Source organism: Streptomyces mayteni (genome assembly GCF_054783955.1).
Genome location: NZ_BAAGPR010000061.1, coordinates 33613 through 47897, shown reverse-complemented (window position 1 = coordinate 47897; position 14285 = coordinate 33613). Strand labels below are relative to the sequence as shown.

At 73.2% G+C, this 14285-nt stretch carries 13 protein-coding genes and 1 pseudogene; 9 read left to right on the top strand and 5 right to left on the bottom strand.

What is annotated here, in order from left to right; genetic code table 11:
• Nucleotides 1-356 precede the first annotated feature (356 nt).
• Complete coding sequence (locus ACYVPE_RS24525; RefSeq protein WP_461035860.1) at nt 357-1469, bottom strand: glycoside hydrolase family 53 protein; 1113 nt, start codon at nt 1467-1469, stop codon at nt 357-359.
• 46 nt (nt 1470-1515) lie between these two features.
• On the bottom strand, nt 1516-3522 hold the full coding sequence (locus ACYVPE_RS24520) for a beta-galactosidase (protein WP_461035859.1): 2007 nt from the start codon (nt 3520-3522) through the stop codon (nt 1516-1518).
• A 165-nt stretch (nt 3523-3687) separates the two neighbouring features.
• Between ACYVPE_RS24520 and ACYVPE_RS24515 the strand changes: the two genes are divergently transcribed.
• From ACYVPE_RS24515 to ACYVPE_RS24500, 4 genes are read left to right on the top strand one after another with little or no spacing between them, the layout of a single operon-like run.
• The gene (locus ACYVPE_RS24515; protein ID WP_461035858.1) at nt 3688-4995 is read left to right on the top strand and encodes an extracellular solute-binding protein; all 1308 of its coding nucleotides are present in this window, start codon (nt 3688-3690) and stop codon (nt 4993-4995) included.
• Complete coding sequence (locus ACYVPE_RS24510; RefSeq protein WP_461035857.1) at nt 4992-5918, top strand: carbohydrate ABC transporter permease; 927 nt, start codon at nt 4992-4994, stop codon at nt 5916-5918. The genes ACYVPE_RS24515 and ACYVPE_RS24510 overlap by 4 nt, the downstream gene beginning before the upstream one ends.
• The gene (locus ACYVPE_RS24505; protein ID WP_461035856.1) at nt 5915-6772 is read left to right on the top strand and encodes a carbohydrate ABC transporter permease; all 858 of its coding nucleotides are present in this window, start codon (nt 5915-5917) and stop codon (nt 6770-6772) included. Before ACYVPE_RS24510 ends, ACYVPE_RS24505 begins: the two co-directional genes overlap by 4 nt.
• Nucleotides 6773-6790: 18 nt before the next feature.
• Nucleotides 6791-7825 (top strand): LacI family DNA-binding transcriptional regulator, encoded by a 1035-nt coding sequence (locus tag ACYVPE_RS24500; RefSeq protein WP_461035855.1) that lies wholly within the window; start codon nt 6791-6793, stop codon nt 7823-7825.
• Nucleotides 7826-7855: 30 nt separating this feature from the next.
• Here the strand turns inward: ACYVPE_RS24500 and ACYVPE_RS24495 are convergent, their stop codons facing one another.
• Nucleotides 7856-8608 carry an ABC transporter permease gene (locus ACYVPE_RS24495; protein ID WP_461035854.1) on the bottom strand — a complete coding sequence of 251 codons (753 nt, stop codon included), beginning with the start codon at nt 8606-8608 and terminating at the stop codon, nt 7856-7858.
• A gap of 9 nt (nt 8609-8617) precedes the next feature.
• Nucleotides 8618-9397, bottom strand: coding sequence for an ABC transporter ATP-binding protein (locus ACYVPE_RS24490; protein ID WP_461035853.1), 780 nt, complete (start codon nt 9395-9397; stop codon nt 8618-8620).
• Between the two features lie 79 nt (nt 9398-9476).
• Here ACYVPE_RS24490 and ACYVPE_RS24485 point away from each other — a divergent pair, with 79 nt between their 5' ends.
• Nucleotides 9477-10145, top strand: a complete 669-nt coding sequence (locus tag ACYVPE_RS24485) for a TetR/AcrR family transcriptional regulator (RefSeq protein ID WP_461035852.1) — start codon at nt 9477-9479, stop codon at nt 10143-10145.
• Nucleotides 10146-10147: 2 nt separating this feature from the next.
• Nucleotides 10148-10453 (top strand): DUF6204 family protein, encoded by a 306-nt coding sequence (locus tag ACYVPE_RS24480; RefSeq protein WP_461035863.1) that lies wholly within the window; start codon nt 10148-10150, stop codon nt 10451-10453.
• A 90-nt stretch (nt 10454-10543) separates the two neighbouring features.
• Here the strand turns inward: ACYVPE_RS24480 and ACYVPE_RS24475 are convergent.
• A pseudogene (locus tag ACYVPE_RS24475) lies at nt 10544-11104 on the bottom strand (RDD family protein); the annotation flags it as partial.
• Between the two features lie 100 nt (nt 11105-11204).
• On the opposite strand from ACYVPE_RS24475, the gene ACYVPE_RS24470 reads away from it, so the two are divergent.
• The 3 genes from ACYVPE_RS24470 (at nt 11205) to ACYVPE_RS24460 (ending at nt 14170) form a co-directional block, all read left to right on the top strand.
• Nucleotides 11205-12884 (top strand): serine/threonine-protein kinase, encoded by a 1680-nt coding sequence (locus ACYVPE_RS24470; RefSeq protein ID WP_461035851.1) that lies wholly within the window; start codon nt 11205-11207, stop codon nt 12882-12884.
• A gap of 134 nt (nt 12885-13018) precedes the next feature.
• Complete coding sequence (locus ACYVPE_RS24465; RefSeq protein ID WP_461035850.1) at nt 13019-13840, top strand: lipase family protein; 822 nt, start codon at nt 13019-13021, stop codon at nt 13838-13840.
• Nucleotides 13841-13942: 102 nt separating this feature from the next.
• Nucleotides 13943-14170, top strand: coding sequence for a hypothetical protein (locus tag ACYVPE_RS24460; RefSeq protein ID WP_461035849.1), 228 nt, complete (start codon nt 13943-13945; stop codon nt 14168-14170).
• Nucleotides 14171-14285 lie beyond the last annotated feature (115 nt).

Sequence of the window (14285 nt, the reverse complement as noted above, 5' to 3'; positions counted from 1 at the left end):
GCCGACGTGGCGATGGTGGCCGCCGGCATCACCCGCCCCCTTTCCGCGCTTCGCGCGGATGGGGGCCCCGGCCGGGGCCGAAGGCGGCTGCGCCGCCGGGACGGGGCGGGTGCCCCGCGCTCCGCGCGGGGTTTCCCCCACCCACCCGCCCCTTTTCGCGCTTCGCGCGGTGGGGGCCCCGGCCGGGGCCGAAGGCGGCTGCGCCGCGCAAGGCCACCGCCAAGGGCGGGTGGGTGGGCGCGGCGCCGCCGCAGGCCGGCCCGGCCCGCCGGGGCCCCCGACCATGGCGGCGAAGCCGCCCGGTCAGGGCCCGCGCGGAGCGCGGAACGAAAGGGCGGGTGGGTGGGGGAGAACCGTCAGCGCCAAGTAGCGGCCGGCAGCGCGCGGTTGTCGTAGTCGAAGAGGGCCTGGTTCTCCCACGCGTTGCCCGACCTCGGGTCGTACGGGTCCCACCCGTTACCCGTCACGGCCGTCCACGCCGGTTCCCAGTAGAAGACGCCGAGGCCGCGACCGTTCGGCACCCGCGAGACCACCGTGGTGATCGACCGCATCCACTGCAACTGGCCCTCGGGGATGGCCGGCAGGCCCGGCACCGGTTCCTGGGCCGTGATGATCTGCGGGTGGGAGTCCTTGCTGTCGGTCCTGAAGGGGTAGGCGGTCTCGGCGACCAGCACGTCCTTCCCGTAGCGCGCCGAGACGTCGTTCATGTTGAACTGGAGGTCGTCCAACGTGCCGTGCCAGTAGCCGTAGAAGGACAGCGCGATGACGTCGAACGAGACGCCCTGGGCGCGCGCGTTGTCGAACCACCACACCGTGCCGGCGTTGTCGCCGCCCTCGGCGAGGTGGAGGGCGATCAGGATGCCGGGGCTCGCGGCCCTGGCCGCCTGGACGCCGGCGGTCAGCAGGCGGCCGAGCTGGGGCCAGTTGGTGTAGCGGCCGTCCGGCCAGAGCATGCCGCCGTTGATCTCGTTGCCGATCTGCGCCATGGCGGCCGGCGTGCCCTGGGCGCGCAGCGCGGCGAGGACGTCGTAGGTGTGGTCGTAGACGGCCTGTTGGAGCGCGGCGAAGGACAGGTTGCGCCAGGCGGCCGGCTTGGTCTGCTGGCCGGGGTCGGCCCAGGAGTCGGAGTAGTGGAAGTCGATCAGGGTCCGCATGCCGAGGGCCTGGGCGCGGCGGGCCATGGCGAGGAGCTGGGGTGTGCCGTGGTAGCCGTCGGGCGAGTTGACCCAGACCTTGAGGCGGACGTAGTTGGCGCCGCCCTCCTGGAGGATGCGGACGGGGTCGCCCGCGGTGCCGTTGGCGTAGCGGAAGACCGCGCCGTGGGCCTCGCCCTTGGGGATCGACGACAGGTCGACGCCCTGGATCCGCACCGGCGCGGCCTGGGCCGCGCCGGTGTCGAGGGCGCCTAAGGCGACGGGCGCGGCGATGGCCGCCGTGCCGGCCCGGAGGATGGTTCGTCTGCGCATCATGGGTCCCTTCCATGAGTGCCTGAGTGACATATGCCGGGTCGTGCCCTCACTCGGTGAGGTGTCGCACCACCCGCACGGATCCGGCGGGGACGACGAGGCGGCCGGCCACGCGTTCCCCGGTGAGCAGTTCGGTGCCGTGCGCCGCCAGGTCGACCTTGGCCTCGGTGGCGGTGTGGTTGATGGCGAAGAGGTAGTCGCCGTCCGCGCCGCGCCGCCGCACCAGTTCGACGTCGCGCGGCAGGTCGTCGCGCGGGGCGATGCCGGCGTCCGCGGAGGCGGCGGCCAGGACGTGGTCGAGGTCGTCCCGGCCGAGGCGGGACGAGACGTACCAGGCGGTGCCGGCGCCGAGGGCGTGCCGGGTGACGGCCGGGCGGCCGGCGGCCGGGCCCTCGGTGTAGTGCCAGACGGGCTCGGCGCCGCGGGTGGTCAGGGTCTCGGCCCAGACGTCGCCGGTGAGGGCGGGGCCGAGACCGTCGGTGGCGGCCAGCGCGACGCGTTCGCCGGCGCGCAGCGGCTGGAACTCCTCGACGGTCAGGCCGAGCACGTCGCGCAGCGCGCCGGGGTGCGGCCCAGGGTGGACGGCGTCGTGTGCGTCGACGATGCCGGAGAAGTAGGAGACGAGCAGGGTGCCGCCGCCCTCGACGTAGCGGCGCAGGTTCTCGCCGGCGGCCGCGGTGGCGAGGTAGAGCGCGGGGACGACGGCCAGCGGGCGGCCGGTCAGGTCGCCCTCCGGGTGGACGAAGTCGACGGTGAGGTGGCGGTCGTAGAGCGCCGCGTAGAAGGACTCGGCGCGCTCGCGGGTGTCGAGGTCCTGGCTCGGCCGCCACTCGAGGCGCTGCGCCCACCAGGACTCCCAGTCCCAGACCATGGCGACGTCGGCGACCGTGCGGCTGCCCCGCAGTGGCGCCAACGCGCCGATGTCGGCGCCGAGTTGGACGACCTCGCGCCAGACGCGGCTGTCGGTGCCGGCGTGGGGCACCATCGCGGAGTGGAACTTCTCGGCGCCGGAGCGGGAGGCGCGCCACTGGAAGAACATGGCGCCCTCGGAGCCGCGGGCCACGTGTCCGAGGCTGTTGCGGGCCATCTCACCTGGCCGCTTGGCGATGCCGCGGGCCTGCCAGTTGACGCCGCTTGTGGAGTGTTCGAGGAGCAGCCAGGGCCGGCCGCCGGCGACGGAGCGGGTGAGGTCGGCGGCCATGGCGAGGTTGATGTGGTTGCGGTCCTCCTCGGCCACCAGGTAGTGGTCGTTGGTGACGATGTCGACCTCGCGGCCCCACTTCCAGTAGTCGATGGTGTCGCACTGGGTGGGCGAGACCATGAAGTTGGTGGTGACGGGGATGCCGGGCGAGAGCTCGTGCAGGATGTCGCGCTCGCGGACGAAGTTGGCCAGGGCGCTGTCGCTGGCGAAGCGGGCGAAGTCGAGCCGCATGGCCGGGTTGGCGACGGTGGGGGTGAGCCGGGGCGGCTGGATCTCCTCCCAGTCGCCGTAGCCCTGGCCCCAGAAGGCGGTGCCCCAGGCGGCGTTGAGCGCGGCGAGGTCGGAGTAGCGCTCGCGCAGCCAGCGGCGGAAGTCGGCGGCCGAAATATCGCAGTAGCACTCGAGCACGGGCACGCCGTACTCGTTGTGCACGTGCCACATCCGCACGGCGGGGTGCCGGCCGTACCGTTCGCCGAGCGCGGTGGCGACGCGGGCCGCGGCCTCCTGGTAGGCGGGCGAGCTGTGGCAGATCGCGCCGCGTGAGCCGAAGGCCCAGCGCACGCCCTCCCGGCTGACCGGGAGCGCCTCGGGGTGGGCGCGGTAGAACCAGGCGGGCGGCACCACGGTGGGGGTGGCCAGGTCGACGCCGATGCCGGCGTCGTGCAGCTTGGCGATGATCCGGTCGAGCCAGTCGAAGTCGTACTCGCCGGGGGCCGGTTCGAGCCTGGCCCAGGAGAAGATCCCGAGGCTGACGAGCGTCACCCCGGCCTCGCGCATGAGCGCGACGTCCTCGTCCCAGACCTCCTCCGGCCACTGTTCCGGGTTGTAGTCTCCGCCGAACGCGAGACGGTCCATGACCACTCTCCTCGGGCCGCTTCCGGGCCACTCTGGGAACGTACACAGCCTCCGCCGGGCCGCATATCCCCAACATAACCGCACAGCAACAACCATTGACAAGTGTCGGAATGGTTTCTCTACTGTGAACGCTCACAGCCGAGCCCTCATGTCCCGGAGGACGCGATGCCCCCGTTCCCACGCTCGTTCGTGCCCTGCCTCGCCACCGCCCTGGTGGCCGTCGCCGCCACCGCCTGTGGCGGCGGCTCGTCGGACGACGACTCCTCGAGCTCGGGCCCCGTCGAGCTCACCTACTGGGCCTGGGCGCCGGGCATGGAGGCCGTCGTCGAGATCTGGAACGAGGCCAACCCCGACGTCCAGGTGACCGTCACGAAGCAGGCGAGCGGCGACGACCTGGTCACCAGGACCATCACCGCCGCCCAGGCCGGCGAGGGGCCCGACCTGGTGCAGGCCGAGTACCAGGCCATCCCGACCCTGGTCAGCAACGACGTGCTGGCCGACATATCCGGCGAGGTCGAGGACGTCGCCGAGGCGTTCGCGCCCGGCCTCTGGCAGCAGGTGACCCTCGGCACGGACGCCGTCTACGCCCTGCCGCAGGACTCCGGGCCGATGATGTTCTACTACCGCCAGGACCTCTTCGAGGAGTACGGCCTCGACGTCCCCACCACCTGGGACGAGTTCGCCGACACCGCGCGGGCGGTCCGCGAGGCGGCGCCCGACACCTATCTGACCACCTTCTCGGCCAACGACGCCGGCCTGTTCGCCGGCCTCGCCCAGCAGGCCGGCGCCCAGTGGTGGACCACCGAGGGCGAGACCTGGCGGGTCGCCATCGACGACGAGGCCACCCGCCGGGTCGCCGGGTTCTGGGGCGGCCTGGTCGCCGAGGACGCCGTCAGCAACGAGCCGATGTACACCCCGGCGTGGAACCAGGCGCTCAACGAGGGCACCCAGATCGGCTGGGTCAGCGCCGTCTGGGCCCCCGGCACCCTCACCACCGCCGCCCCGGACACCGAGGGTCTGTGGGCGATGGCCCCGCTCCCCCAGTGGTCGGCGGGCGAGAACGCCACCGGCAGCTGGGGCGGTTCGAGCACCGCCGTCACCAACGACGCCGAGGACCAGGCGGCCGCCGCCGAGTTCGCCAGCTGGCTCAACACCGACCCCGAGGCGCTGGCCGCCCTGGTCAGGGAGGGCGGCATCTACCCGGCCGCCACCGCCGCCCAGACCGGCGAGGCGCTCGCCGAGCCGCCGGCCTACTTCGCGAACCAGCCCGACTTCTACCAGCGGGCCGCCGAGATCGCCGCCGGCACCGCGCCCGCCGCCTGGGGCCCGAACGTCAACGTCGCCTACGCCACCTTCAACGACGCCTTCGCCCAGGCCGCCCAGAGCCGCGGCGACTTCGGCGCCGCGCTCGCCACCATGCAGCAGGCCACCGTCGAGGACATGGAGTCGCACGGCTTCCAGGTGGCCGAGTGACCAGGCGCCGCTCGGCGTACGGGGCGCGGCGGCGCGCCCCATACGCCTTCCTCGCCCCCGCCGTCGTGCTCTTCCTGCTCTTCTTCGCGTTGCCCATCGGCTACGCGATCTGGCTCAGCCTGCACCGGATCGAGGTCCAGGGCCTCGGCCTTGGCAGCGGCGCCCGCTCCGAGGTGTGGGCGGGCCTCGGCAACTACGCGGACGCGCTGGGCGATTCCGAGCTGCTGGCCAGCGCCCTGCGGGTGCTCGGCTACGGCCTGATCGTGATCCCGGTGATGCTGGGCCTCGCCCTGCTGTTCGCGCTGCTGCTCGACGCCGAGCGGGTGCGCGGCCGCCGGGTCGGCCGGCTGGTGATCTTCCTGCCCTACGCCGTGCCCGGGATCATCGCCGGCATGCTGTGGGGCTTCCTCTACCTGCCGTCGGTCAGCCCGCTGCACCACGTGCTCGACTCGGTCGGGCTGCCGGCCCCCGACCTGCTCAGCGGCGGCCCGCTCTACGTCGCGATGGCCAACATCGCGGTCTGGGGCGGCACCGGCTTCAACATGATCGTGATCTACACCTCGCTGCGCGCCATCCCCGCCGAGGTCTACGAGGCGGCCCGCCTCGACGGCTGCTCCCAGCTCCAAACCGCGCTGCGGATCAAGATCCCGATGCTGGCGCCCGCCCTGGTGCTCACCTTCTTCTTCTCGGTCATCGCCACCCTCCAGGTGTTCAACGAGCCGACCACCCTCCGGCCGCTCACCAACAGCATCCCGACCAGCTGGAGCCCGATGATGAAGGTCTACCAGGACGCCTTCCGCGGCGGCGACATCCACGCGGCGGCCGCGACCGCCGTGATCATCGCCGTCGTCACGCTGGCGCTCTCTTTCGCCTTCCTGCGCGTGGCCAACTCCCGTAACCGCCAGGAGGAGGCCGCCAGATGAGCCGCCAGACGACCGTCCGGACGCCCCGCCGGATCGCCCTGCTGCCCACCGCCGCGCTGCTGCTCGGCGCCCTGTACTGCCTGCTGCCCGTCGCCTGGGTGCTGGTCGCCGCCACCAAGGCGGGCGACGAGCTGTTCTCCACCTTCACGTTCGCGCCCGGCACCGGACTGCTCGACAACATCGGCGACCTGACCGACTACCGGGACGGCGTCTACTGGCGGTGGATGGCCAACTCGGGCCTCTACGCCGGCCTCGGCGCGCTGCTGTCCTGCGCGGTCTCCGCGCTCGCCGGCTACGGCCTCGCGGTCTACCGCTTCCGGGGCCGGGAGACGGTGTTCTCGGTGCTGCTCGCCGGCGTGCTGATGCCGCCGGTGATCCTGGCCATCCCGCAGTACCTGATGCTGGCCGAGGTCCGACTCACCGACAGCTACCCCTCGGTGCTGCTCCCGCTGGTCCTCTCCCCCTACGGCATCTACCTGGCCAGGATCTACGCCGCCGCGGCCGTGCCCGACGAACTGCTGGAGGCGGCCCGGGTGGACGGCTCGGGCGAGTGGCGGATCTTCCGCACCGTCGCGCTGCCGATGATGCTGCCAGGACTGGTGACGATCTTCCTCTTCCAGTTCGTGGCGATCTGGAACAACTTCCTGCTGCCGTACGTGATGTTGAGCGACGACGAGAAGTTCCCGATCACCCTGGGCCTGTTCACGCTGCTCAACCAGGGCTCCAACACCCCCGCCCTCTACACCCTGGTGATCACCGGCTCGCTGCTCGCGATCGTCCCGCTGATCGCGCTGTTCCTGGTGATCCAGCGGTTCTGGAGCCTCGACCTGCTCTCCGGCGCCGTGAAGGCGTGAGGTCGTAGAGTCATGGTCATGGGCATGAGCACCAAACCGGGAGAGCGCCGCCGGCGGCCGACCATCCACGACGTGGCGCGGGTGGCCGGGGTCTCGCGGGGCACCGTCTCCCGGGTGCTCAACGGCGGCCACCACGTCAGCCCGGCCGCCGCCGAGGCGGTCAACGCGGCCATCAGGAAGACCGGTTACGTCGTCAACCGGCACGCCCGCTCGCTGATCACCGGCCGCTCGGGGTCGGTCGCGTTCCTGCTCACGGAGCCGCAGGACAAGTTCTTCGAGGACCCCAACTTCAACGTGCTGCTGCGCGGTTGCACCGAGGCGCTGGCCGCCCACGACATCCCGCTGCTGCTGATGCTGGCCGGCACGCCGGACGAGCAGCGCCGCATCGTCCGCTACGTCGGCTCGGGGCACGTGGACGGGGTGCTGCTGATCTCCAGCCACGCTGGCAGCCCGGTGGCCGAGCAGCTGGTGCGGGCCGGCGTGCCGGTGGTGGTCTGCGGCACCCCGCAGGGCACCTCGGAACGGCTGGCCCACGTCGCGGCCGACGACCGGGACGGGGCCCGCACCATGGTGCGCCACCTGTTGGCCACCGGGCGCCGCCGGATCGGCATCGTCACGGGCCCGCCCGACACCCCGGGCGGCGTGGAGCGGCTGGCCGGCTACCGCGAGGTGCTGGCCGAGGCCGGGCTCGCGTACGCCCCCGAGCTGGTCGCCGCCGGCGACTACAGCCGGGACAGCGGCGCGCGCGCCGCCACCGAGCTGCTGGCCCGCCGCCCCGACCTGGACGCGCTGTTCGTCGCCTCCGACCTGATGGCGCAGGGCGCGCTCGCGGTGCTGGCCGGCGCCGGCCGCCGGGTCCCCGACGACGTGGCGGTCGGCGGCTTCGACGACTCGGCGGCCGCCGTCGCCGCGCGCCCGACGCTGACCACCATCCGGCAGCCCTGGGACCGGATCAGCGCGGAGATGGTCCGGCTGCTGCTGGCCAGGATCGAGGGCCAGGACACCTCGGCGGTGATCCTGCCGACCGAGCTGGTGCGGCGCGACTCGGCCTGAGCCGCCCAGCCGCGGGGCCGCCGCGCCGGCTCAGGCCGGCTGTCGGCGGAAGGCCCTGGCGCCCGCGAACAGGCAGAGACCGGCCAGGGCGAGGGTGACGGCCGCGCCGACGGCGACCGTGCCGTTGGCGTAGTGGCCGAGGAACGCCTCGCGCACCGCGTCGACCGTGTAGCGGAGCGGCACCACACGGGAGGCGCCGTCCAGCCAGCCGGGCGCCAGCGTCATGGGCAGCAGCAGGCCGGAGAGCAGCATCAGCGGCATGGCCGCGGTGTTGGCGACGGCCGCGAACTCCGGCACGGTGCGGACCCGCATCGCCAGGCCGTGGGAGAGGGCGGAGAGCGCCGCCGCGAGCAGGGTCACCAGGAGCAGGCCGAGCAGCACGCCGCCGAGCGGGGCCCGCAGTCCGAGGGCGAGTCCGAGCAGCACCAGGACGACGGACTGCGCGAGCAGTTGGACGGCGTCGCGCAGGGTGCGCCCGAGCAGCGGGGCCAGCGGGCTCACGGGGGTGGCGCGAATCCGGTCGAGCACGCCCGTGTTGCGGTCCATCAGCAGCCCTATCCCCACGAACGAGCCGCCGAGTAGGACGAGTTGGACGAGCACGCCGGGCACGAGCACCTGCCAGGACGAGCCGCCGGTGCCCAGGTCGAGTTCGGTCAGCAGCGGGCCGAAGAGGGCCAGGAAGAGCAGGGGTTGGAGCATGGCGAAGACCAGCTGGGTGCGGGAGCGGAGCGTGGCGCGCAGCGCGCGGCCGAAGATGACGCCGGTGTCGGTGAGCAGGTTCACGGTGGGTTCCTAGACGGCGAGGGGTGCCTCGGGCGCGCCACGCCCGGTGATGGCGAGGAAGGCGTCCTGGAGGCTGGCGGTCGGGTGGCCGGCGTACCGGCGCTTGAGTTCGGTGGGGGTGCCCTCGGCGACGACGGTGCCGGCGTCGACCACGACGACGCGGTCGGCGAGGGCGTCGGCCTCGTCCAGGTAGTGGGTGGTGAGGAAGACGGTGGTGCCGTGCCGGTCGCGGACGTCCCTGACCAGCTGCCACAGCTCGGCGCGGCTGCCCGGGTCGAGTCCGGTGGTCGGCTCGTCGAGGAAGAGCACCTCGGGTCGGTTGACCAGGCCGAGGCCGATCTCCAGGCGGCGGCGTTGGCCGCCGGAGAGCGTGCCGGCCGGGCGGTCGAGGAGGCCGGTGAGGCCGAGGTCGCCGGCGAGTTCCTCGGCCCGGTCGCGGGCGGTGGCCCGGTCGAGCCGGTGCAGCCGTCCCTGGGTGACCAGTTCCTCGCGGCCCGCGCAGGCGAGGTCGAGGCCGCCGGACTGCGCCACGTAGCCGATGCGGCGGCGGACGCCGGCGGGGTCGCGCAGCAGGTCGTGGCCGGCGATCTCGGCCTCGCCGCCGCTGGGCGGCAGCAGGGTGGTGAGCATGCGGAGGGTGGTGGTCTTGCCGGCGCCGTTGGGGCCGAGGAAGCCGAGGATCTCGCCGCGTCGGACGGTCAGGTCGATGCCGCGCACGGCGTGTACGAGGCCGGTCTTGAGCCGGAAGGTGCGGGTGAGCCCGCGGATCCGGATGACGGTGGTGGACATGGGGCCGATGGAAGCACAGCGCACTTCAAAATTGCAATCGATTCATATTTTGCAGCGCGGTGCGGTTAGACTTGGTCTCATGACCGAGGGCCTGCGGGAACGCAAGAAGCGACAGACGCGCCAGCGCATCGGCGAGGCGGCCAGGGCGCTGTTCCTGGCGCGCGGGTTCGACAACGTGACGATCGCCGAGGTCGCCGAGGCGGCCGAGGTGTCGGTGAACACGCTGTACAACTACGTGGAGGCCAAGGAGGACCTGGTCCTGCCGCCGAGCGAGCTGTTCGCGCGGCGGCTCGCCGACTTCGTCCAGGAGCGCGCGGTCGGCGAGTCCGCCGCGCGGGCGATCCTGTCCCGGCTCAGGGACGAGGTGCACCGCCGGGACGGCAGGCTCGGCCTCACCGAGGGCTTCGCCCCCGTCTACCTGATGATGCGGGCCGCCCCCACGCTGACCGCCAGGCTGGAACTCCTCGGCCGGCAGATGACGGCCGAGCTGGCCACCGTGCTGGCCGAGGAGACGGGCACCGTCCCCGACGATCCGCTGCCCCGCCTGGTGGCCCACCAGCTCGGCGCCCTGCACGCCCTCGTCTTCAGCGAGATCGGCCGGCTGATCTCCGCCGGGCAGGGGCCCGACGCGATCGCCGAGGCCGTGCTCGCGCTGCTCGACGCCGCCGAGTCGACCCTCGGCGACCCGCTGCTCGGCTACGCCACCCGGGAGAGCACCGCCCAAGAGAACACCAACGGAGGGGACTAGCCGTGTTCCGCGTGACCATCCGCGGCAGGTTCGGCGCCCTCAGCGACGCCGACCGCGCCCGACTGACCGCCACCGACCTCTTCCAGGTCGCCTTCACCGAGGCGGGCACCTTCACCCACGACAGCTCCCTGACCGCCTTCACGTTCCGCGCCCAGGTTCCGGCGGCGCGGGAGACGGACGGCGAACCGGAGGCGAAGGACCGCGCCGTCGCGGCCCTGGAGGCGCACGGGTTCCCGCACCGGATCCTGCGGGTCGCCGTCACCGACATGCGGGCCATCAGGATCCGCCGCAAGGGCGGCAGGCGCTGACGGATCCGGCCGCCGCCGCAGCAGCCCGCCGACCCGTCCCAGGGCGGCGCCGACCCGCCACGCGCTGCCGACCGTCGTGCCGGAGAGCCGGTCGGCCAGCGACCGGCGCGAACCCGCGAGCGCCAGCCAGGCGTTGAGGGCGAAGCACAGCACGGCGACGGTCCAGCACAGCACCGAGAGGGTGCCGGCGCCCCCGACCAGCAGACAGCAGGCCAGCGCGTACCAGCCGACGTCGGCCGCCGTCACCACGGCGGCGCGGACGGCGGACCGCCGCGGGCCCGGACGCCCCTCGCCGCCGCGCGGCACGACGGACAGCGCCAGCAACGCCTGCCCAGGGGTGCGGCCCGCCAGCGCCAGCGAGACGAAGTGGTAGACGAAGGTGAGCACGACCAGCGCGGCGAACGCCTGCCAGACGGCGGCGACCGCCGACCACCACACCGACTCCCCGACGTCCCGGCCAGCCCCCACCAGATCGCCGTCCGAGGTGACGACCTCCCAGGCGGTGGTGCCGGCCAGGCCGGTCGCGTCGGTGAGTTGGGCGCTGATCCGGTGGAAGGTGAACACCGCGAGCTGCACCGCCACCAGCACCACGACGGCGTAGTCCACCAGCCAGGCGCAGATCCTCCGCGTGCGAGCCGCACGTGGCACCATCGGCCCTCCCCCGCGAATGTGCCCCACAGTGTAAGCGCCGTAGCCGAACTGATTCATTTCACGCACCGGACGGTTTCCAGCCACGGCTAGATTGAGCGCCGTGGCTGCCCCGTTGAACGCTGAAGACCCGACCACCATCGCCGGATACCGGCTCACCCACCGCCTCGGCGAAGGCGGGATGGGCAAGGTGTACCTCTCCCATACGCCCGGTGGCCGGCCGATCGCCATCAAGGTGATCCGGCCGGAAGTCGCCGGCGACCCCGAGTTCCGACGACGCTTCAGGCAGGAGGTCCAGGCCGCCGAGCGGGTCCAGGGCCTCTACACGGCGCCGGTCATCGACAGCGACGCGGAGGGCCCCCAGCCCTGGCTCGCGACCGCCTACGTGCCCGGCCCCTCGCTGCACAGCGCCATCCGGGACCACGGCCCGCTGCCGGTGTCGGCGGCCGCCCGGGTGCTGGCCGGCGTCGCCGAGGCGCTCCAGGCCATCCACGGCGCGGGCGTCATCCACCGCGACCTCAAGCCGTCCAACGTGCTGCTCGGCGCGGACGGCCCCCGGGTGATCGACTTCGGCATCGCGCGGGCCGCCGACGCGACGTCGTTGACCCGCACCGGAGTGGCCGCCGGCACCCCCGCCTTCATGGCCCCCGAGCAGGCGATGGCCCAACCCGTCACGCCGGCGGCCGACATCTTCGCCCTCGGCCTGATCGCCGTCTTCGTCACCGCCGGCTCCCCGCCGTTCGGGGACGGCTCCTCCCCCGCCGTGCTCTACCGCATCGTCCACGAGGAACCCGACCTCTCCGGGGTGCCGGCGGAGTTGCGCGAACTCGTGACCAGGTGCCTGACCAAGGATCCGGCGGGGCGGCCGTCCCCGGCCCAGATCATCGAGGCGTGCCGGCCGCTGACGGAGGGCGGCCCGACGCCGGCGCGCGGTTGGCTGCCGCCCGCCGTCACCGCAGAGATCGACCACCACGCGGCCACCGTCACCTCCCTGCCGGCGGCCGCCCCGACGCCACCGCCCACGTCGGCGCCGGCCGGGTTCGCGGCCGGCGCGGCCGTGCCGCCGACCTACGCGCCGGGGACCTACGCGCCGCAGACCCACGTTCCGCCGGGCGGGGCGGCTCCGCAGCGGCGTCGCGGCGGGCGGATCGCCCTGCTGGCGGCGGTGGCCGTCGTCGCGGTGGTCGCGGGCGTCGGCATCGGCGTCGTGCTGATGAACGGCGGCGGGGACTCGGACGAGGCGAAGGGCGGCGAAACGTCGCAGACGACCGAGACGACCCAGGACTCGGAGCCCACCCAGGACGACGGGCAGGAGGAGACGGCCCCCACCGACACCGGCTCCGACACCCCGTCGGAACCGCCCGCCGATCCCGAACCGGCGGTCTACGAGGGCGTCTCCATCGCCGACAGCAACGTCATCTCGCTCTACCAGGACCCGCCGAGCCCGACGCAGACCGAACTCGGCCCCGGCTACGAGGGCGACCTCGGCTACACGGGCGCCAGTTTCGTCTCGCTCGATCGCCTCATGCGGACGACCGACGAGAACACCATGGTCCTGCTGCGGCAGGACGAGACCGGCTCGCTGGAGACCTGCCGCTCCGTGACGCGGTACGCCCAGAGCTTCTCCTCCGAGGAGGCGCCGCCCGGCTCGGAGATCTGCCTGACCACCGCCACGGGGGACATCGCCCTGGTCAGCGTCGTCGAGTACGCGCCGACCGACTCCTCCAGCCAGTACGTGACCGTCGACCTCACGGTCTGGCGGGGTGGCGCGCAGACCGGATGAACCGGTGAGCGACCACGCGTCGGGCGGCGGTCCGTCCTTCGGGTGAACCCCGGGGCACGCCGCCCGGCACCTGGCGCCTCCTCGGGGTACGACGGAGCGCGACCGCCTCCGCCCGCCCGAAGGGAGCCCCACCCGTGACCGTCACCGCCACGTTCGACCACGGCATCCGCTCGTACAGCGTGCCGCACGCCTACGCGCTGGCCCTCGCGTCCGCCCTCGCCTACCAGGACGACGCCACCGTCGACGACCAGCTCCACGAGTGGGGCTTCGACCAGGTCAGACACCACATGACCCGGTTCACGCCGCCGTTCCCGCTCCAGGACACCCAGGCGTACACGGCCGCCAGCGACCAGATGATCATCACCGCGTTCCGCGGCACCGAACCGTCCCAGATCAAGGACTGGCTGACCGACGCGACCACCCCGCCCTGGGCGGGGCCGGCCGGCATCGGCTACATCCACTACGGCTTCGGCGAGGCGCTGGAGTCGATCTGGCCGGACGTCAAGGACACGCTCGCCCGGTTCCGCGACAACGACCAGACCATCTGGTTCACCGGCCACAGCCTCGGCGGCGCGCTCGCCATGCTGGCCGGCGCCCGCATGCACCTGGAGGACCCGAGGCTGCGCGCCGACGGCGTCTACACCTACGGCCAACCCCGGGCCTGCGACCGGATGTTGGCCGACGCGTTCGACCAGGGCTTCGGCGAGCGGGCGTTCCGCTTCGTCAACAACAACGACATCGTGCCGCAGCTACCGCCCGAGCCGGCCTACACCCATGTGAAGGCCCTGCGCTACCTCGACAGCGACGGCGAACTCCACGACTCCATGCCGATGCTGACCGGCCTCGCCGACCGCGCCAAGGGCCTGACCGCCGACGCCCTCGCGCCGGCGTCCGACGCCCTCCGGGACCACCCGATCAAGCGCTACCTGGCTGCCCTGGAGAAGAACCTCGACTGAGAGGCGACTCCAAGGTTCCCACAAGGTTTCCTCCGTGCCGGGCCGTGAGACTTGCCGACGTGCCGGCCACCTCGGCCGGCGCGTAGGAGGATTGTGAGGACCATGCGTCTCATTGCCAAGATCTCCGTCACCGCCGCCGTCGCCGGCGTGGCCGTGCTCGGCCTCGCCCCGCTGGCCAGCGCCGATGACAGCCACCTCCCCCCGCCGCCCCCGGTCACCACACTGGAGGAGGGGCACCAGCCCCCGCCGCCCCCGGTCGCCACGGAGGAGGAGCCGCGGCCGGGTGACGGGCACGCGCCGGTCGCCCCGCTGGACGAGCCGATGCCGTAGCGGGACCGGTGCCGGCATGAGCCGGTGGGGCCGGCCCTTCCCCCGGGCCGGTCCCACCGTCCTTCGGCGACATCGGCCGCGCCCCCGGCAACCGCGCGGCGCGCGTTCGGCGTTT